The sequence below is a fragment of the Microbulbifer pacificus genome, from assembly GCF_002959965.1.
GTDB lineage: Bacteria > Pseudomonadota > Gammaproteobacteria > Pseudomonadales > Cellvibrionaceae > Microbulbifer > Microbulbifer pacificus_A.
Window position 1 is genome coordinate 2,069,892 of sequence record NZ_PREV01000026.1, and the last position, 20,609, is coordinate 2,090,500.

The following is a 20,609-nucleotide window of genomic DNA, read 5'->3' on the forward strand; positions in this document are numbered from 1 at the left end:
TAACCCGGGCCGTATAAAGGCGAAGTGGGTTGTATGAATATCGCTCCGAGTGGTCAATTTATCAGCAAGTAGACGACGTTTAAAGAGGCGTCAAACAAAAAGGCCAACAATTTCAAGACTGAATCGAATGAGGACGTTTCCGTGACCAGTACTTTTTTCGTGACCGGTACCAATACCGAGGTGGGTAAGACCTACGCGACCGCGGCACTGCTGGCGGCCGCGGCGGCGCGAGGGCTCACTACTGCCGCCATCAAGCCGGTGGCCTCCGGCTGTGAGCAGACGGCAGAGGGGTTACGCAACGGCGATGCGCTGACGCTGATGGAGGCGATGACCCAGGATCTGGACTATCAGCAGGTAAATCCGGTGGCGCTGGAGCCCGCGATCGCGCCGCATATCGCCGCCATGGAGGCCGGCAAACGTCTGGATGCATCGCGCCTTGTGGGAGTCTGTCGTGGGGTGATCAGCGGCAAGCCGGATCTGGTTCTGGTTGAGGGGGCTGGTGGCTGGCGGGTGCCGCTGACGCCGGGGACATTCCTCTCCGATCTGCCCAAAGAAATGGAGCTGCCGGTGATTCTCGTGGTCGGGATGGAGCTGGGTTGCATCAACCACGCGCTACTTACGGCGGAAGCGATTCGCCGTGATGGCCTTTCGCTCGCGGGCTGGATCGCGAACTTCGTGCGTGGGCCCGAGTCGCAGATGTCCCGCGCGGACGCGAACCTGATGACGCTGAAAACATTGCTGCCTGCCCCCTGTCTCGGGGTGCTGCCCTTTGACGAATCCGGCGACTACCGCCAGGGCGCGGCCCACCTGAATCTCGACCTGCTGCTATCTTCTCCCAACTGAATCCCGAAATGTGACTGACTTGCAAGCTGGATACCCCGTATCTGGCTTGACTTGTCGGGTACTTGAGCCTAGATTTCAAACAAATGTTTGAAACAAACGATTGATTCAACTCTTCCAATAATTCAACAGGCGAGGCGAGACCATGGCCGAGTACAAGGCGCCACTGCGCGAGATGAATTTCCTGCTGCACGAAGTATTTGAGGCGGACAAACTGTGGGCGCGGTTGCCGGCGTTGGCGGAAACCGCCGACCGCGACACCGCCGATGCAATTCTGGAAGAGATGGCCAAACTGGCCGCCAACACCCTGGACCCGATCAACCGCTCCGGTGATGAAGAGGGGTGCCACTGGAACAACGGGGTGGTAACGACGCCGAAGGGCTTCCCGGAGGCCTACGCCACCTATTGCGAAGGCGGTTGGGGTGCACTGGTGGGCAACCCGGAATTTGGCGGAATGGGCATGCCCAAAACCCTGGGGGCGCAGGTGGAAGAGATGATCTGCGCGGCGAATATCTCCTTCGCCCTGTACCCGGTGCTGACCAACGGCGCCTGCCTCGCGATCGACGCCCACGGCAGCGAGGAACTGAAACAGAAATACCTGCCGAACATGTACGCGGGCATCTGGGCCGGCGCCATGGACCTGACCGAGCCCCACGCCGGTACCGACCTGGGCATCATCCGCACCAAGGCGGAACCGCAGGACGACGGCAGCTACAGCATTACCGGTTCCAAGATCTTCATCACCGGCGGCGACCACGACCTGTCCGAGAACATCATCCACCTGGTGCTGGCAAAACTGCCGGACGCACCGCAGGGCCCGAAAGGCATTTCCCTGTTCCTGGTGCCGAAAATCCTGGTGAATGAAGACGGCAGCCTGGGCGAGCGTAATGCGGTCAACTGTGGTTCTATCGAACACAAGATGGGGATCAAGGCCTCCGCCACCTGCGCGATGAACTTCGACGGCGCCAAGGGTTGGCTGGTGGGGGAAGTGAACAAGGGCCTCGCCGCCATGTTCACCATGATGAACTACGAGCGTTTGGGGGTGGGTATCCAGGGGTTGGGTGCGTCCGAGCGCTCCTACCAAAGTGCCCTAGAATACGCCCGCGACCGCGTGCAGAGCCGCGCGCCGTCCGGTGCAGTACAGCCTGAGAAGGCCGCGGACCCAATTATCGTGCATCCGGACGTGCGCCGTATGCTGCTGACCCAGAAAGCCTATATTGGCGGCGGTCGCGCGCTTTCCACCTACGTGGCCAAGTGGCTGGACATCTCCAAATACGGCGAGGGTGAAGAAAAGCAGCACGCGGAAGCGATGGTGGCACTGCTCACCCCGGTGGCGAAAGCCTTCTTCACCGACAAGGGCCTGGAGTGCACGGTGCTCGGCCAGCAGGTATTCGGCGGCCACGGCTACATCCGCGAGTGGGGCCAGGAGCAGCTGGTGCGGGATGTGCGTATCACCCAGATCTACGAGGGCACCAATGGCATCCAGGCGCTGGACCTGATCGGCCGCAAAACGGTCGCCAACGGTGGTGCCTTCTTCGAGCTGTTCGCTGCTGACGTGCAGGCGTTCATCGATGCCAACAATGACCGTGAAGCACTGGCGGAATTCATTCAGCCTCTCGTCGCTGAGTTGCAGCGCCTGAAGGACGTGACAGCAGCGGTGATCGAGGCGAGCAAGACGGATCCGAATGCCCCGGGTGCGGCATCGGTAGAGTATTTGCACCTGTTCGGCTATGTCGCTTACGCCTATATGTGGGCTCTGGTCGCGAGTGTGGCCATTGGCAAGAGCGACGACTTCTACCGCGGTCAGGTGAAAACGGCGCGCTTCTATTTTGCCCGTCTGCTGCCGCAGACCCAGGCACTGGCCGCCAGTGTGCTGGCCGGCAGCACTACGCTCATGGATATGGACGATACGCTGTTCTGATTCCGCTCATTCAGAATACGAAGAAGCCCCGCACTGCGGGGCTTCTTCGTTTCAGGGGATCGCAAAAATGCGTCGTCTGGGCAGCTTCGCCCATGCGCCTGTCGCAAGGCACTGGCCTCCCGCGACGCACGCCCCTACACTCGGGCCATTCAAGCAGACACTTTTCCGGGGACGCAATGTCAGAACAAGAGCCCGAAATCGCACCGAAAAAACTGTCAGAGGAAGATCAGGCGCGGGTGGATCGTTATCTGCGCAGCGGGTACAACGATGTGGAACGCAAACCTTTCCGCCCCATTCTACTGCTGGTCATCATCGTCGGCGTACTGACGCTACTGTCGCTGCTGAGCCTGTTGATCGCGCAGACCAAAGGGGTGGTGTAAGCGTTATTCAAACGGAACCGTCAGTTTGCACCGCCGAGCTTTGACAAGAGGTTCCACTCCTTGTCCGTCACCGGCTGTATCGACAGCCGTCCCTGCTTTACCAGCACCATCTCCGCCAATGCCGGGTTCTGCTTGATTTCCGCGAGTGGCACCGGCCGTGGAAATTCGCTCTGCCACTGGATATCCACGCAGAACCAGCGCGGGCTTTCGGCGCTCGCTCTGGGGTCGAAATACTTGCTCTCCGGGTTGAACTGGGCCGGGTCCGGATAGGCGGTGCGCGCGATGCGCGCGGTGCCGACTACCGCCGGTACCTTGCAGGCGCTGTGGTAGAACAGGACTCCGTCCCCCTTTTGCACCGCATCCCGCAGGAAGTTGCGCGCCTGATAGTTGCGAATGCCATCCCAGCGACCAATCTGACCGGGCTCCCGTTTCAGGTCAGAAAGGCTGTACTCGTCTGGTTCCGACTTGAATAGCCAGTAGTTCATCTCCGCCTCACTTATGGCCGCTTTCTGCGGCAGTCCGTCCGATTGCTGCGTTTGGAGGTATTTCGTCCACGCTCCGTGTCATTTAGGCTATTTTCCCAGATTGGCGCACTCTCTGCGCGTGTTGGGAGGATTATGGGCGTGGTTTATGGGTGTTAGCGTTTTCAATTGGCTGTCGGCAAAACTGGCCTCTGCGCGCTACCAGTACTGGGCGCTGCAGTGCAGCGGTTGGGGCGGCTATACGCTGTTGACCTTTGTGGGCAGCTTTTTCTGGGTAAAAAACCACTGGCTGCATACCGGTTATATCGCCGTTGCAACCGCGTCTGGTGTATTGCTGACCGAGTTGATGCGCCGGGGCTTCCAGCGTCTGTGGGACAAGCCCCCGGCCACCCGCCTTCTCGGTTCGCTCGGCGTGGTGGCGCTCTCGGCGCTGCTGTGGGCGGCGATCAAATTTGGCGGCTCCCTGTGGCTGTATGGCAAGGAGAGCGATGAGCATCCGGCGGTAGTTGCCATCTACTGGTTTTCCTATTCGTTCCTGATCTATATGACCTGGGCGGCGCTCTACTACGGCATCAAGTACTACCAGGCTTCTCTGCTCCAGCAGGAGAAGGCGTTGAAGGCGGAGTCCATCGCGCACCAGTCGCAATTGAAGATGCTGCGCTACCAGCTGAACCCCCATTTCCTGTTCAATACCCTGAATGCCATTTCCACCCTGATCCTGGACCAGGACGGCAGAACCGCCAACAGTATGGTCACCCGCCTGTCGCAGTTCCTGCGCCACTCGCTGGACAATGATCCGATGCAGCGGGTGACTCTGGCGAAGGAGGTCGAGGCGCTGATGCTGTATCTCGATATTGAAAAGGTGCGCTTCGCCGACCGCCTGCAGGTGAATGTGGATCTCGACGGCGAGGCGCCAAAGGCGCTGGTGCCGAGCCTGCTGCTGCAACCCCTGGTGGAAAATGCCATCAAATACGGTATCTCCCAGCGGGAGTGGGGTGGCGAGATCACCATCAAGGCGCGGGTATTCGCCGGCGAGTTGCTGTTGGAAGTAAGCGACAATGGCCCCGGCGTTCCCGAAGCCGAGCTGGCGAAGCTCGGCACCGGCAGCGGTGTGGGGATCCGCAATACCTGCGAGCGCCTGCGCGCACTGTACGGCGTGGAGCAGAAGACCCGCTTCTGCAATCGCCCGGAGGGCGGCCTCGCGGTACATTTACGTATTCCCTTCGAGCAGGAATAGCGAGAACGGAAACAGGGGGTAGGGAATAATTTCCGGTCCTTGAGCGACAGGGACGTGACAGTTGAGTGGAGTGTGGATCAGTGAGTAGCGACAGTCTGAAAGTTATCATCGTCGACGACGAGCCGTTGGCCCGTCGGGGTCTGCGCCTGCGGCTGGAAAACCTCGGTGGAGTGGACATCGTTGCCGAGTGCGGCAATGGCCGCGAGGCGCGGGAGCAGATCCAGGCGCTGCACCCGGATGTGGCTTTTCTGGATATCCAGATGCCCGGCGTGACCGGTCTCGAACTCGTGCAGCTGCTGCCGAAAGAAGATATGCCGCAGATCGTGTTCGTTACCGCCTACGACCAGTACGCGGTGGAGGCCTTTGAGGTCAGTGCGGTGGACTATGTGCTGAAGCCCATCGAAGAAGACCGCCTGGCGCTCGCCTTGCAGCGGGTACGCGACAAGCTTGGCAGCGAGCACCTGGCCGCCCAGCGCGAAAAATTACTGGAAGCGGTGGCCGATCTCACTCAGGAGACGCCCGAGGCACTGGAACTGAAGCTGGCCGCCGGGGATTTCGGTAACAGCAGCCGCTATCCCGAAAAAATCGCCATCAAGGACTCCGGCAAAATCACCCTGGTTCCCGCGCGGGAGATCGACTGGATCGATGCCGCCGGCGACTATATGTGTGTGCACGCCAATGGCGAAACCCACGTGATGCGTATCACCATGAAGGAACTGGAGCAGCAACTGGACCCAAAAGTGTTCCAGCGTATCCACCGCTCCACCATCGTCAATTTGAAACGCGTGCGGGAAATCTGTGCGCATATTAATGGTGAATACCACCTGGTGTTGAACAATGGCGAGCGCCTGAAGATGAGCCGCAGCTACAAAAACAAGGTACAGCATTTCATCTGATTCGCTATTTGCGCAACTTCACCCTATAACTCCCGATGGTATGGTCTTTATGTATCGGGAGTTATCATGACCAGAGATTCTGTTTCTCTTTCCCATCGCCCGTTGCTGCACGCCCTGGCCGATAACTGGTGGGTCGCATTGGTACGTGGCCTGTTCGCCATACTGTTCGGTGTACTCACCTTTGTCTGGCCCGGTATTTCCCTGTTGAGTCTGGTGATCCTGTTCGGGGTCTATTCATTGATGGATGGTGTCGTCGCCATTTACGGGGCGATTAAGGGGCGCGGTGAGGTGAGTCGCTCGTCGCTGTGGTGGCTGTTGTTCGTGGGCATCACCGGTATTGCCGCGGGGATCGTCACCTTTTTCTACCCGCAGGTGACTGCGCTGGTGCTGGTGATCTTTATCGGTGCCTGGGCGCTGGTGCGGGGCGTTTTTGAAATCATCGGTGCGATTCGTCTGCGCAAGGAAATCGACCATGAATGGCTGCTGATATTTGCCGGCCTGCTGTCGGTGATATTTGGTCTGGTTCTTTTGCTCAAGCCGGGTGCCGGCGCGCTGGCGCTGCTGTGGTTGATCGGCAGCTATGCGATCATTTTTGGCGTGATTCTGGTATGGCTTGCGTTCCGGCTGCGCAAATTGGCACGTAAAACGCATTGATCTGCATGGGCCCCCGGGTCGGAGACCCACGCTTGAATGCCCGGCTTATGCCGGGCAAACTTCATCAGCGCACGATAAAAACGATAAATAAACAATCATGAGCGAAGCACTGATCGTCCTGGATCCCGCTGCGGAAAAGAGCCTGCAGCAACAGATCCGCGAAAAACTTATCCAGGGGATACTGTCTGGCAGTATTCCCGCAGGTCACAAGATGCCCTCGTCGCGCCGCATGGCGGAGCAGCTGGGGGTGGCCCGCAATACCGTAGTCATTGCCTATCAGCAGCTGGTGGATGATGGCTTCCTCGTGACCCGCGAGCGCAGCGGTTTTTATGTGAATGAAACCGTATCCCAGCAGGGCGTGATCAGCCACAGCAGCGGGCTTCCTCACAGCGAGGAGGGCGATCGCCATTTCTGGCGCGACCACTGTAACCCGGTGTCGGTGAACCGGCGCGCGCTGCAGAGTCGTCCGGCCAACTGGCTGCAGTATCCCTACCCCTTTGTCAGCAATGAGTACGACCCACGGCTCTACCCCGGTGCCGAGTGGCGCGAGTGTACCCGCGACATTTTTACCGGTCGCGAAGTGGCCCAGTGGGCCACTCTGGGTAACAACGAAGATGATCGCCACCTGGTGGAACAGATCTGCACCCGCCTGCTTCCGCGGCGCGGTATTTATGTGGACCCGGGGCAGGTGCTGCTGACCAGCGGTATCGAACAGGCCTGCTATCTGCTGGGGGAACTCTTGCTTGGAAATCAGCGTGCAGTCGCACTGGTGAGGCCTGCGGGGGGAGAGGTGGGCGAGATTTTCCGGCGTACCGGGGCCCGGATTCTGCCGCTGAGTCAGGATGCCGATGGACCGTTGCTGGACGATAACCTCAAGCAGGCGGACTGTCTGTATCTGCAACCCAATGTGCACAACCCCACTGCGGTTACCAGCAGCCTGGAGCGCCGGCGGCTTTTACTGAAGCAGGCGCGGGAGCAGGGCGCGGTCATTGTGGAGAACGACTGCGACCACGATTTCTCCTATCACGGTAACCCGTTGCCGCCGCTGAAAAGTATGCAGGGCGGCAGCTCCGTGATTTATCTGTATCAGTTTCCCAGAGTGATTGATCCCGGCATGCAGCTTGCCTTTGTGGTGGCACCGAAGCCGGTGATCCAGCGCCTGCGCGCGCTGCGCTATACCCTGCGGGAACGCGTGCCCGCTCTAAACCAGCGCTTACTAGCCAAATTCGTCGCGGCCGGGCACCTGGATGCGGCGCTGTTCAAGATTACCCAGCAACTGAAAGAGCGTTGGACGGCACTGGGGGAAGCGCTGATGTATCACCTGCCGAAACTCAAGGTGCGACGCGCCAGCTGCGGCACAGCCTGCTGGTTGGAATTGCCGGAGCATATCGACTCGCTGCAGTTACTGGTCAGTGCTGAGCAAAATGGATTGTTGCTGGAAACCGTGAGCGACGGCAGCGCCGTAAGGCTCGGTTTTTCCGCGATTGAGGCGGACAGGATCGAGAGCGGCGTGAAGGTACTGGCGAAACTGATCAACGGTGAATTGCAGGCGGAGGAGGAGACGTTGGCGTCGGCAGCCGGAAGGCGTCTGTCTGCCCCCGAGCTGCAGCAGGAAATGCCCGGAGCGGTATTTCTGGGGACCAACACTCTCGGTGAGTCCTACCGTATTGAGCTCAAGCCCGACGGCACCATGCTGGGCTATTCCCGCAACGATGTGGAGATGGACGAGACGGATATGGGGCGTTGGTGGCTCGATGGCGACCAGTGGGTGCGCCAGTGGCGCAACTGGTCCTACGGGCGCAAGGCGAGTTTCTTCGTGGTGGCCGACGGGCATCGCATCAAGTGGTTCAATGAAGCCGGCAAGCTGATTGATACCGCGATTATTGCCAATGAGTAGAAATCTGCTTCGATAGCTGAGGGGTTCCTGGTTACGGAGTCAATGACTTGGATTCACCGCGAAATACTTGGAATAAAAGCGTTACTGTTGTGCCGTGGCGCGATCCAGGCGCGCCGCGGCGGGAACGGAAATCAAACAGATACACAGCACCAGCGCAGCCAGTACAGTCAACTGCGTGTAACTCCCGCCTCCGGTAATAAAATAACCCGCAAATAGCGGCCCGCAGGCCAGACCCAGCTTGGAAGCAAACCCGCCAAACGCCCCCATCTGTCCCGCACGGTCAAAGCGCGAAGCCATGGTCAGGAAATAGGGTACACAGAAGGCCCAGGTAATACCCGTCAGGATATTGGCGATGATAAAGATTTCATGCACGCCGCTGCAAACAAACATCAGTAGCCCGGCCACCGTCACCGCAAGCGCCAGTGCCAGAGGTTTCGCCAGTGGAAGTTTCTGGCCGGTTACCGCAGCCAGCGCGGCACCACTGATGGCAATCAGATTGGCCCAGAACAGGGTCTGGCTGATAAAGCCGAGGGGCAGCTCGAAGGACTTGCCGAGATCGAAGATAAATGCGAACAGAGCCATGTTGGCGAACTGAAAACAGAACAGCGCAACCAGCGTAACAAGTATCGGGCCCAGCGGCAGTTTGATGTCTGCGTGTTTCTCTGATGCCGCGCGCTCCGATTTATCCGGTAGCGGGTAATCCGCTATCAGCGGCAGCATCAACAGCGTGATCACGCTGAACGTGATCAGTGCATAGAAAGGTACATAGGGACCGTTCTCGACAACCAGGTTTGGCAGGAATCCCATACCGATGGCGCCGCCGGTGTACTGCACCAGCAACACCATGCTGTAGCTGCGCCCGGCAATGCCGCTGCGGGCGATCACCGCAAATCCCAGCCCCACCAGTGCACCGCCGAGCATGCCGTGCACCAGGCGCAGCGGAATCAGCAGATCGAGATTCGCCAATTGTATTGTCAGTACATCCATGCCGATGGAGCAGCACAGAAGTATGGTGGCGGCCAGTTTCCAGCGGGGAATGTGGCGGATCAGCCAGGAGACGGTGAAAGCACCAATCACCGCGCCGATAGTATTGGCAAAGGTGATCTGCCCGGCCTGTTCCGCGCTCAACCCGGCGCCGACCATCAGAGCGTCCACGATCACCGGAAAAATATTGACGTAATACAGGCCCGCAGAAGAAAGGAAGGCGAGAAAGATACTCGCGAGCCAGCCGTTATCCGCGAGAACGACAGCGCGATTGACGGTTTCGGGAATGTTTTCTCCGGATGGCGAAAGTTCTGGGAACTCTATGGCTTCGCTGCTGGAAGGGTTCTGCATAAGTACTCCGGAGTTAGGTACACTGTTGTTATCTCTCTGAACCGGACCAAAGCTAACCTATTACAGCACCGGCGATAGTGCCAGTTCTGCGGTACTTGTGGAGCCACCTCACCCAATCCCCAATAAAATCTTGCCAATCCCTCGGTGGACTCATCGCCAGCGCCAAACTGGACCTATAGCCGCGCCTGGGGCTGGGCCAGTATAGCGCCAGCCGAGAATAAACAAGTAGGACACGGTGAGAGATGAGTACCAAACCCCGCCGCTTTGGAATTGCCGCGCTGCAGTTAAAACTGGACGAGACCGACAACCTGGAGCTTTTGCTGCAGAGGATTCAGCGCACCAAGCTTCGCTATCCCTGGGTCAGGATGGTAGTACTCAGCGAGCTGGCATTGCGCGGGGTCGGCGCCCAGCATGCGCGTGAGCTGCCATCGGCGGAGGAAGACGCCTTTCGCCGTACCGCGCGCGAACTGGGCATCTGGCTGGTGCCGGGCTCCATGTACGAAAAGTGCGGCAGTACCGTGTTCAATACGACACCCGTCATCAATCCCGCCGGCGAAGTGATCGCACGCTACCGCAAAATGTATCCGTTCCTACCCTACGAAAAAGGTGTAACCGGCGGCGATCAGTTTGTGGTGTTCGATGTGGCGGATGTGGGGCGCTTCGGTGTTTCCATCTGCTATGACATGTGGTTTCCCGAGACCACCCGCGCCCTGGTGTGGCTGGGGGCGGAAGTGATCATTCACCCCACCAAGACCGACACCATCGACCGCCGGGATGAACTTTCCATTGTGCGCGCCAGCGCCACCATGAATCAGTGCTATGTCGTCGACGTGAACTCTGCCGGTGCCCAGGGCGTGGGCCGCTCCATCATCGTTGGACCGGAAGGGGAGACGATTCACGAGGCATCTGTGGAGGAAGAAATTATCGTTTTTGAGGTGGATCTGGGAAAAGTTACTCAGGTTCGAGAGCGCGGCATGAAAGGCCTGGGGCAGACGCTGAAGAGTTTCCGCGACGGGCGTGTGCGCTATCCCCAGTACGAAAATGGCGCCATCTCGCCGGCGCTCGAAAGCCTCGGCGAACTCAAAGTGCCCGATTGAACACCAGAGAATTAAATCTGGACCAGTCGTTGTAGACTAACTGGCACTAGGTTGAGGCCAGTGACTGGTTATTAAATTTTACGCAAACACATGCCGGCGCTGTTTGGCCAGCGAATGTCACTGACAATAAGAGAACCAGACCTAGCAGAGGGCATCATGAAGCAACCGATCAAACAGGGGTTTTATAAAACAACACTCGCTACCGCGGTAGCGGCGGTATCCGCAGGCAGCATTATGGTGGTGCCGCAGGTGTATGCGCAGGAGGCGGAGGCGGTAGAAGAAATCATCGTTACTGCGACTCGTCGCGACACTACGGTTCAGGATGTTCCCTACAATATCACCGCGGTATCCGGCGATGCCCTGGAGAAGGCCAATATCAAGGAGGTGTCCGAGTTGATGCGTTCCTTGCCCGGTGTTCAATATATCGACCGCGACTGGCGCTCCGGTGGTGTGGTCAACGGTATCCTGATGCGCGGTGTAAACATTGATGCGGGAACACAGGGGGACGTTCAGTTGAGTGCGGCTCCGTCTGTGGCTACTTATGTGAATAACACACCACTGTTTGTGGGGTTGTCTCTGCGGGATATCGAGCGCGTAGAAGTACTGCGCGGTCCTCAGGGCACTCTGTATGGTTCGGGTGCACTCGGTGGCGCGGTACGCTATATCCAGCGTGCGCCCAAAATGGGTGAGTTCGAAGCCAGTGTATCCGGTTACTACAGCCAAACTGAAGGGTCTGAAGGCTGGAATCATGGGGTGGATGGGATTGTGAATATTCCCATGGGTGAGAAGCTGGCTGCGCGCATGTCTTACGGTACTCTGAACCGCGCGGGCATTATTGATTATGCCAACGCCTATGTGTTGGACGGTAATGGCGTTCCTGCGCTCGCGGATCCGGCGGATGTGGCCAACAGCCCGGCGCTGTATCAGAACATCGAAGACGCGGATGAGGTCAATGTTGATTACGCCCGTGCCAGCCTGCGCTTTGAGCCCAATGATAAATTCTCCGCGCAACTGGATTACTTTACGCAAGCGGGGGATGCCGGAGGTCGTCGTCAGCAGACTGAGAGCATGGACGACTATGAGTTCGGCGGTCTGATTCTGGAGCCGTCCGAACGCGAGCTGGATCTGGTCAGTCTGGAGCTCGAAGTGGACCTCGGTTTTGCCACGCTTACCTCCAGTACATCCGAGTATGACAATGAAACCATTGGGGTAACCGACAATACCGGTTTCTATGCCAATGCCGGATTCGGATTTTACTATGCGGGATCGCCGCGTCCCCTGAGCCGTGCAACCCGTACGTTTGACGACAGCTCATTCGTGCAGGAAGTTCGCCTGGTTTCCAATACCGAAGGCAAGGTGGATTGGATACTCGGTGCCTATTATCAGGATCAGGATCTGGGGATGACTCAGTTATCCGAAACTCCCGGACTGAATGACTGGGTTGAAGCTTCGCTAGCAGAGGGAATCCCCACATATATAGATGAACCTTGGCTCTACGATGTCGGTGCTAATTGGTATTCCTACTGGTGGGGCATGGATACCTCCAGTGATGTCGACTGGCGCTACAGCCGCCAGATGAACTATGTGGAAAAAGCCTTCTTCGGCGAGGTGACCTATCACCTCAGTGATACTTGGCAGGTAACGGCGGGTGCGCGTAAATTCGACGTGGAATCCGATATTGATAGCCGAGCGGAGCTGCCTTTCTGGGGAATGCTCGATGAATTTGATCAGTCCTTCAGTGACTCAGATACGATCTTCAAGCTGAATACTTCGGTGGATATCACCGAAACCGATATGGCCTACGCTACCTGGTCGCAAGGGTATCGCCGTGGCGGTGCCAATGCGGTCTCAACTTCTGGGCCATTCCCGGAAGATCCGGGCCTGCTGAGTTATGGTGCAGATACCGTGGATAACTTTGAGGTCGGTGTGAAAGGTACACTTAACCGTCGTCTGCAGTACAACGCGGCGTTGTTTCGGGTGAACTGGGATAACGTACAGTTGAATACCGCAGGTCCGATCTCCGGTTACTTTGTGGTGGTAAATGGCGAGGAGGCAGTTAGCCAAGGGGTTGAATTGTCTCTCAACGGACAGTTCACTGATACCCTTGATGGTGGCGTGAGCTACACCTACGTGGATGCGGAGCTGACCGAGGACATTCTGTTCCCGGGGCAGGCCACCAGTAGCCGTGAAGCCGGGTCGCGCTTGCCGGGTATTCCGGAACATGCTGTCACCGCGCGCCTCGGTTATCTGCAGGGATTGAACAACGGGCTCTCCTTGTACTATCAGGTCAATGGCTACTACCAGTCTGAAACCGAAAACAGTGCTTCCAGCAACCCCAGAGAGGCTGCTACCTTCGACGGATTTGCACTGCTGAATGCGTCCGTCTCCCTGTCATCGGACGCGTGGAATATGGACCTGTTTGTGAAGAACCTGACCAATGACGAGGGTATTACCGGTGCGCGCACCGGAGCGACCTGGGGGCCGAATCACGCTGGCAGCCAATCCCAGTGGTTTAACTACAACTATGCCAACGATGCTTCCAGCAGTTTTATCACCATGCCGAGAACCCTGGGAATGTCGGCATCATACCGTTTCTAAATTGCGATACTCCTGACTGTTATCGCTTTCCCTTGGCCGGTCAAACTGACCGGCTTTTTTGTTTCTTCTCGCGGATGCAATAGTGGGGAAGACGGGTTCTATCTGGTATGGTCGAAAATAAATATTTGCGAGTGCATTGAACGGAGTGATTCTTTGAACCCGAAACTCGAACATCAGAAGAATTCCTACCAGCTTGCCGCAGATTTATTCCGAGCAAAGAAGTACGACGCCGCATTGGAGTGCCTCGCTGTAGCCAATGACGACCGGAGGTTATCTGTTGCGGAAGAGGTAAAGGTGAGCCGCCTGCGGGCAGACATTTTGGTGGCCAAAGGCGAACTTTCCTCAGCTGTGCAGGCCATTGATATTGCCTTTAATGCCATTCAGCCAGATGATTCGATCTACCTTCCGATCGCGATGCACCGCGCGGCAATACATTTGCGCGCGGGTGATATTGCGGGTGCGGCCGAAATAGACGGCGAGCTGTTCCTGCGTTGTAACGATATACAACTGTTGGCGCAGGCAGGATATATCTTTACGTTGTGCGAGCGACATGAAGAGGCACTGAAACTCTACAAGGCTGCACTTCTTCTGCAGCCAGACGATCCACAGCTTCTATTCAATGCGGCTACGTCCTGCCGCGCGATGGGCTACTTTACGGAAGCTGAATCACTCTACGATCAGGTGGTTGCCCGGAATCCCGCCGATTGGGAGGCGTACAAAAACCGTAGTGACTTGCGTAAGCAAACCACCGAAAGTAACCATATATCTCAACTCAAGAAGCTGGTGTCGATCGATATGTTGCCTCCGCAGGCGAGAGTGCAGCTTAATTTCGCTCTCGCCAAAGAACTGGAGGATTTGAACCGCTTTGATGAGAGTTTTGAATACCTTGAAAAGGGCTGTGCCGCGCGCCGCTCGGGGTTGCACTATGATGTCGAAAAAGATCTCGCGACCATTGACGCCATCATAGGAATATTCAGCAAGCGATACTTTGACCGCACCCCGCGGACGGAGGAGACGTCTCAGAGAATAGGAGACGGTCTGATTTTTGTACTCGGTATGCCCAGAACCGGAACGACACTGGTAGATCGTATGCTGACTTCAGCTCCCGGTGTGATGTCTGTAGGCGAACCGGATACCTTTGCCCGATTTTTGACTGAAGCCGTTTCCCGTTCACATCAAAGTGGGTTCGACAGCAAGTCGACGTTTGTGCGCGCTTCATCCGAAGTTGATTTCCATCAACTTGGGCTACGTTATCAGGGGCAAATGGCGGCGCGAGCCAGAAACATACAAGCGGAGATTGTTGTCGACAAAAACCCCATGAATTTTCTTTATGCAGGTTTGATTCACAAGGCGCTTCCCGGTGCCAAGATTGTGCATCTTTGCAGAAATCCTATGGATACCTGCTATGCAATCTATAAAACACTGTTTAAAACCGCATATCCTTTTTCTTACAGCCAACGGGAGATGGCGCGCTACTATTTGGCCTATCGACAGCTGATGCGGCACTGGCATGACGTGTTGCCGGGAAGTATCTTTGATCTGGAATACGAGGCTCTCGTGGAGAACCCGGAGGAAGAGGCGCAACGACTATTTGCATTCTGCAACCTGCCATGGGAAAGCTCCGTGCTTGAGTTTTACCGCCGTACGGACCGAGGTACCGCTACCGCCAGCGCGGTACAAGTACGTCAACCGGTATATCGCTCATCTATCGAAAAATGGAAAAATTTTAAAATGCAGCTGGAACCGATGAGCGAAATTTTCCGAAATGCCGGAATCTCCTGTTAAGCGTGTCTAAGTGTATGTGTAAGGCCAGGTCGGCGAAGGAACGGTGGGCTGGACCTATTCGAAGTCATAAGCTGGCGCTATGGCGTTTTCAGAAATTGCGCGAACTTATTGAGGTAGCTTTCAAGGATTCATCCCTTCATTACCTCAAGAGCGCGATAATCATGAAAATAATTGCCAGTTTGACGCTGGCAGTGCTGGTGAGTGCCTGTGCGTCCACCGGCCTGCACGCGGAAAACCTCTTTTCGGACAATTTTCAAGACGGTGCCATCGATGGCTGGAGTACCACTGGCAACGTGTATGCCAACGTCTACTACGGGAATTATTCCATCGGTATGCGCGGTCCGGGTGCAAGTGCCAGTTACGGTATTTCTACGGTTGGATATGTAAACGTCAATATATCCCTGGATATCTCCGCATACTCGCTGGAAAGTGGTGACAGCTGTATCGCGGAAGTTTCCAATAACGGCGGTGCCAGTTGGGTAAACGCTATCACCCTGGTTAATGGTCAGGATAACAGCGCGCTGTACACCGCGAACAGCGTGGCCATCGATGCGGATAATAAGAGCAGTCTGATTATTCGCTACCGCAACTCGGTCAACCTCAATAACGACTACTGTTACGGGGACAACATACTGGTGACCGGTGACGTGGATTCCGGCGGTGGCAGTAGTAGTGGGGGCGGTAACGACGATTACTACGATGAGCTCAGTGGCAATGGTAACGTCTCACGCAGTCTGCTCACCTACAACACCCTGATGAATGGTAGTGATCCTGGCTCTCGGATCAATCTCTCCGGTTATGCACTGCCGGCGCAGGCGGCGCATCCGCAGCATGCCTTTGCCGGCACCCTGACGTTGAATGGCGAGGCGAGCGGCGGCAGCTTTGCGGAGGTCAAGGACACCTACAATTACACCGGGGCTGGTGACAACACCCGCAAACATCTGCCGGAATTCGCATTCCAGTTTGTGCAGACTGGCAGCCATATTTTCCCGCTGGAGCGTGGCTCCATCGCCAGCAGTCATCCGAACTGGGAATATGTATTGACCCCAGGGCGCGTGTGGCAGGAAAACGGCGATAACGGTTACAGTCGTGCGGCGATCCCGTTTGCGCTGCAGCAGCGAAACGCCAACTGCATGCACAATGGTGTACTCAGTTTCCTGTTCAAGGACGATGGCTCCATCTCAAAAGTCGCCTACCAGATCAGCAGTGAAACCTGTCTCTATTTCAAGGCGGACTGGTGGGGACTGCTCGGCGCCAGCTACACGCCGCAGACCATTGCCAACCAGAGCCAGTTGATTGCGGACTATCAGGCGGAAGTGGCGGCGCGCATCCCCATCAAGGCGCTGTCGGCATTGAATACGGATTATCCCGGTACGGATTACACTGCCTTCGCCAGCCCCAACAGCACCGATGCCAGTCATGTTACCACCGCGGGCTTCCTGATCGATGGCACCCACTACCGCGGCGACTGTGTTACCCGTTACGGCAATTATCCCTACTGCGAATCTCTGGTAGTTCCGTCGTACTCCAGCGCGAAATCCTTTTTCGCCGGCGTGGCGATGATGCGCCTGGAACAGCAGTATCCCGGAGTGCGCAATAGTATTGTCAGCGGCCATGTGCCCAGCTGCAGCAGCAACGGCAACTGGAGTGATGTGACTCTGAACAATCTGCTGGATATGGCTACGGGCAATTATGGCAGTGCCACCTACATGTCAGATGAGGGGGCTGCGCATACCGATGGACTGTTCCTGGCAGAGAGCCACAGCAGCAAGATCAGTTACAGCTGTGGCCAGTACACGCGCAAGGCATCGCCGGGCAGTCAGTGGGTTTACCACACTTCGGATACCTATATTGCCGGTACGCACATGACCGATTACCTGCGGGGCCAGCAGGGCGGTAGTGCAGACCTGTTTAACGATACCATCGTTGCGGATCTTTGGGCGCCGATCGGGGTGAGCCCCACAGGGCGCTACACCCGCCGGACCTATGATGCGGTGGCGCAGCCATTTGCCGGTTGGGGGCTGATGTGGTTGCCGGACGATGTGGCCAAGATCGCACGCTTCGTCGGTATCGACGACGGCAAAATTGGCGGGCAGCAAATGCTCAATACCACGCAGCTGAACGCCGCGTTGCAACGCAATGCTGCGGATACCGGTACGGTGCCGCTGGCAGATTATCGCTACAACAACGGCTTCTGGGCACACAATGTGGCGGGGAATCTGAGCGGTTGCAGTGGCGCACAGTGGATTCCGTTCCTGTCAGGCTTTGGTGGTATCACCGTGGTGCTGCTGCCGAACGACAGTGTCTATTACTACTTTAGCGACAACGACACCTATTACTGGTTGGAAGCGGTGCAGGAGGCTCATGGTATACGCAGCCTGTGCCAGTAATTCGGCAGGCGAGAAACAAAAAACGGCAACCAATTGGTTGCCGTTTTTGTCTGAGGGCGGAAACCTTGGCTTATTTCAATTCAGAGACGAGTGCCTGCCCCTTCTCTTTCAGCGCCATACACAGGTTGATCCCCTCTTCGGTCTGCGCCAGGGCGCGCTCGTAGCCGGGTACCAGTTTCTGTTGCTGGGTGAACAACAGCTGTACCTGCTGCAGTGAGTTTTTATCGCAGAAACTGGCGGCGAAGCGCGGGGTATCGCGGCGCCACTGCTCGGGAATTTTTTTCACCACACTGCTGAAATTGTCCCTCAGCCACTGCCAGTTGCGATCTCGCAGTGCGGGTTCCGCCAGCGCATTCTGGATCAAGCCGAACGCTTCGCGTGTGCCGAGACCATCACTGAGTGCGAGGTTGTGGATGATGTCCAGTTGTGCGGGATCGGTGACGCGGCCAATGGCGTTGGCACTGGCGCTTTCAAATAGCGGGTCATCCAGTTCGCCGCGCACCTTGATCAGGTGATTGAGAAACTCCTTGCCGGAATCCTGCACCGCGACGGTCAGTGCGGCTTCGTACAGATCGGAGTCCAGGGCGTCGGCGTTACGCATCTGACGGAAGCCGGTAAATTGCTCGGCTTTTTCACGCAGGGCTTTACGCGCGTTTTCATCCTTGCCTTCCAGAGCCATGAATCCGATCAGGCGGCTGTACAACAGTTGGCTGTCGGCATCGCTCCGCTGTTGCAGCGCGGCGAGCTTGTCACTGTAAAGCGCGCTGAGGAAGGCCTGCCAGCTACCCGCGCGGCCGTCGTCCACATAGTGCGTGGCGTACTTGGACAGATTGCCGAGCGGAGCTTCCACTACCTGGCGCTTGTCGGCGTTGGCCGAGCGACGGATAACGTCAGCGAGTACCGCGGGTTTGAGGTTGCCCGCTTCAAACGCGGCGAAGGCGCTGTCGATCAGACTGAGGCGCTCGGTGGGGCTGAGTTGATCGAACTGCGCGAGCAACGCCTGCCAGTACTTTTCTTCCATATTGAAACGGTAGTAGCCGCTGCCATCCACATTGGGCATGACCCATTGCGGGCACCCGCCACCGGAGACGTCAATGGTCTGCTCTCTTTCGGTGAGGAACTCACACTGGCTGACCCCGGTACTGGAGCGCAGACAGAATGGAATGCTCCACTGCTGGCCGACGTCCTGGATCGGCGAGCCCAGCGGCTTGTAGCGCCGTTGTTTAACGTGGATTTTCGCATCGCCTTTGGTGTTGCAGTCAATGGTCAGGTCGAGCTGTGGCACGCCCTTCTGTTCCACAAAAGTGCGGAAGGTATCGGTGAGCTGCGGACTATTGGTTTCCTCGCCGATGACTTTATAGAAGTCCGGTGAGTCGGCCACACCGTCGGCAAAGGTTTCAATGTAGCGGCCGAGCGCGGGGCGGAAGGTGTCTGCACCGAAGTATTCGTCCACCATGTGGATAACGCCGAGGCTCTTCGAGTAGGTGATGGCATCGTAGGCGTTGCGGATGTCGTTGTTGTCGGTAATCGGTTCGCGGATGGCGCGGGTGCTGGCGAGTGAATCCAGTTTCATCGCGCGGATGGCACTCACCGCGGCGTTCAGGTCGTGACCGCCGTCCGGTTCCATGATGGTGAGGGCGAGCGGGGTACCCCAGGTGGCGAAGCCTTCCTTGAGCCACAGGTCATCCCACCAGGGCGGGGTGACCAGGTTGCCGAACCACATGTGGGCGATTTCGTGGGCGTGCACGCCGAGCAGGGCCAGGCGCAGTCCCGGTGCCGGTTCCTCACCCTCTACCAGAATGCGCTCTTCGCGGTAGGTGATGGCGGCGGAGAGTTCGGTGGCGCCGCTCGGCCATTGGGGGGCGGCGACGATGTCGAGTTTTTTGAAGGGATAGGGGCGCTGCAGCTGCTCTTCGAAGATGCGCAGCATCTGCGGGGTGACGTCGAGAATGTACTTCAGGTCGTCGCCGCGGCCTTTGCGCGCGAAGCCGCGCAGGGGCAGTTCCTGTTTGCGGTATTTGTTGGCGGGGATCGCCGGGCGCTCGACCACGTCGAACGGGCCCACCGCCAGTGACAGCAGGTAGGTGGACATGGGGCGGGTCTGGGCGAAGGTGACTTTTTCCAGGCCGCCTTTTACGTCGCTGCGACCGACTTCCGGGGCGTTGCCGATGGCCACATAACCTTTGGGAATGGTGAGGCTGATGTCGTAGGTGGCTTTGAGGCCGGGCTCGTCGAAGCCTGGCAGGAAGCGGCGCGCCTGAATGGATTCGGATTTGGCGAGCGCGTAGGCCTCACCCTGTTCTTCCACCTTGAACAGGCCGGCGAGGTTTTTGTCGAATGGGGCGTTGTACTGGATGCGCAGGGTGAGTTCGCCTGCGGGGACGCCACCGGCGAAGTCGACGCGCACGACACCGCTGTCGAGCATCTGGCGGTAGTGAGCGGCGACGGTCTTGTCTTCGGCTTTCTGTTTGTCGGTATTGCCGGGCAGCAGGGCTTCGATGTGGGTGACGTCGATGTTGTTGCCGTGCATCCAGATGTGGTCGGTGGGGTTGTCGATGTCGATGTCGATTTCCACCTGGCCGTGGAAGCGGTCCTGGCGCGGGTCGAGGGTGAGGTCGAGGCGGTAGGCTTTGGGACGCACGCCTTCGGGGAGTTTGCCGGCGGGGGGCTGTTCTTCACCTTTGGCGGCGGGTTCCAGGTTGGCTTTGGTGGAGTCTTGCAGGGCGCTGTTGCCGGGTTCGTCCGCGGAGGTCTGGTCCTGGGTATTTTTGTTGGCGGTGTCGCAGCCGCCGAGGAGCAGGAATCCGGCCAGCAGGCTGGGCAGAGCCAAGCCGGGCAAAAGTGTGTGTCGCATGTGTGTTCTTTGGGTTGGTTTTCTGGGGAGTCGGAAATTTTCCCTATTGTAGCGGGTTGGGTGGGTTGATCTGGAGCCACGATGGGACGGGTGGGCTCTGGACTGCGGTGGGTTGAACTGCGTGCCACTGGATGGTCCGGTGGCGGCGAAGGGCTGGGGGCGAGTTTTCAGGACCGCTGTGAATACATCCCTGTACGCTCCGTCGGCAACATCCCTGTTGCCGACGGTCCTGAAAACTCGCCC

The 20,609-nt window shown here is 57.6% G+C and carries 14 protein-coding genes; 11 read left to right on the forward strand and 3 right to left on the reverse strand.

Annotated features, from left to right (window positions below; genetic code table 11):
• Positions 1 to 141: 141 nt before the first annotated feature.
• The 3 genes from bioD to C3938_RS09190 all read left to right on the forward strand — a co-directional run bounded on the left by bioD (position 142) and on the right by C3938_RS09190 (position 3,141).
• Positions 142 to 843, forward strand: a complete 702-nt coding sequence (gene bioD / locus C3938_RS09180) for a dethiobiotin synthase (RefSeq protein WP_105102841.1) — start codon at positions 142 to 144, stop codon at positions 841 to 843.
• Between the two features lie 142 nt (positions 844 to 985).
• Positions 986 to 2,761, forward strand: coding sequence for an acyl-CoA dehydrogenase C-terminal domain-containing protein (locus C3938_RS09185; RefSeq protein WP_105102842.1), 1,776 nt, complete (start codon positions 986 to 988; stop codon positions 2,759 to 2,761).
• Between the two features lie 176 nt (positions 2,762 to 2,937).
• The gene (locus C3938_RS09190) at positions 2,938 to 3,141 is read left to right on the forward strand and encodes a DUF3094 family protein (RefSeq protein WP_105102843.1); all 204 of its coding nucleotides are present in this window, start codon (positions 2,938 to 2,940) and stop codon (positions 3,139 to 3,141) included.
• Between the two features lie 20 nt (positions 3,142 to 3,161).
• Here the strand turns inward: C3938_RS09190 and C3938_RS09195 are convergent, their stop codons facing one another.
• Positions 3,162 to 3,626 (reverse strand): EVE domain-containing protein, encoded by a 465-nt coding sequence (locus C3938_RS09195; RefSeq protein ID WP_105102844.1) that lies wholly within the window; start codon positions 3,624 to 3,626, stop codon positions 3,162 to 3,164.
• 145 nt (positions 3,627 to 3,771) lie between these two features.
• Between C3938_RS09195 and C3938_RS09200 the strand changes: the two genes are divergently transcribed.
• From C3938_RS09200 to C3938_RS09215, 4 genes are all read left to right on the forward strand, one after another.
• Entirely contained in the window at positions 3,772 to 4,860 is a 1,089-nt protein-coding gene (locus C3938_RS09200) for a sensor histidine kinase (protein ID WP_105102845.1), read from the forward strand.
• Positions 4,861 to 4,940: 80 nt separating this feature from the next.
• Positions 4,941 to 5,756 carry a LytR/AlgR family response regulator transcription factor gene (locus tag C3938_RS09205; RefSeq protein ID WP_105102846.1) on the forward strand — a complete coding sequence of 272 codons (816 nt, stop codon included), beginning with the start codon at positions 4,941 to 4,943 and terminating at the stop codon, positions 5,754 to 5,756.
• Between the two features lie 66 nt (positions 5,757 to 5,822).
• The gene (locus C3938_RS09210) at positions 5,823 to 6,410 is read left to right on the forward strand and encodes an HdeD family acid-resistance protein (protein ID WP_105102847.1); all 588 of its coding nucleotides are present in this window, start codon (positions 5,823 to 5,825) and stop codon (positions 6,408 to 6,410) included.
• A gap of 97 nt (positions 6,411 to 6,507) precedes the next feature.
• Entirely contained in the window at positions 6,508 to 8,307 is a 1,800-nt protein-coding gene (locus C3938_RS09215; protein WP_105102848.1) for a PLP-dependent aminotransferase family protein, read from the forward strand.
• 81 nt (positions 8,308 to 8,388) lie between these two features.
• On the opposite strand, the gene C3938_RS09220 is transcribed toward C3938_RS09215, so the two are convergent.
• Positions 8,389 to 9,642 carry an MFS transporter gene (locus C3938_RS09220; RefSeq protein ID WP_105102849.1) on the reverse strand — a complete coding sequence of 418 codons (1,254 nt, stop codon included), beginning with the start codon at positions 9,640 to 9,642 and terminating at the stop codon, positions 8,389 to 8,391.
• A 242-nt stretch (positions 9,643 to 9,884) separates the two neighbouring features.
• On the opposite strand from C3938_RS09220, the gene C3938_RS09225 reads away from it, so the two are divergent.
• The 4 genes from C3938_RS09225 to C3938_RS09240 all read left to right on the forward strand — a co-directional run bounded on the left by C3938_RS09225 (position 9,885) and on the right by C3938_RS09240 (position 17,512).
• Positions 9,885 to 10,739, forward strand: a complete 855-nt coding sequence (locus tag C3938_RS09225; RefSeq protein WP_105102850.1) for a carbon-nitrogen hydrolase family protein — start codon at positions 9,885 to 9,887, stop codon at positions 10,737 to 10,739.
• 156 nt (positions 10,740 to 10,895) lie between these two features.
• Positions 10,896 to 13,337, forward strand: coding sequence for a TonB-dependent receptor (locus C3938_RS09230; RefSeq protein ID WP_105102851.1), 2,442 nt, complete (start codon positions 10,896 to 10,898; stop codon positions 13,335 to 13,337).
• 153 nt (positions 13,338 to 13,490) lie between these two features.
• Positions 13,491 to 15,122 (forward strand): sulfotransferase, encoded by a 1,632-nt coding sequence (locus C3938_RS09235; protein ID WP_105102852.1) that lies wholly within the window; start codon positions 13,491 to 13,493, stop codon positions 15,120 to 15,122.
• Positions 15,123 to 15,283: 161 nt separating this feature from the next.
• Entirely contained in the window at positions 15,284 to 17,512 is a 2,229-nt protein-coding gene (locus tag C3938_RS09240) for a hypothetical protein (RefSeq protein WP_105102853.1), read from the forward strand.
• 70 nt (positions 17,513 to 17,582) lie between these two features.
• Here C3938_RS09240 and C3938_RS09245 read toward each other — a convergent pair whose 3' ends face one another.
• Entirely contained in the window at positions 17,583 to 20,366 is a 2,784-nt protein-coding gene (locus C3938_RS09245) for a M1 family metallopeptidase (RefSeq protein ID WP_233998735.1), read from the reverse strand.
• Positions 20,367 to 20,609 lie beyond the last annotated feature (243 nt).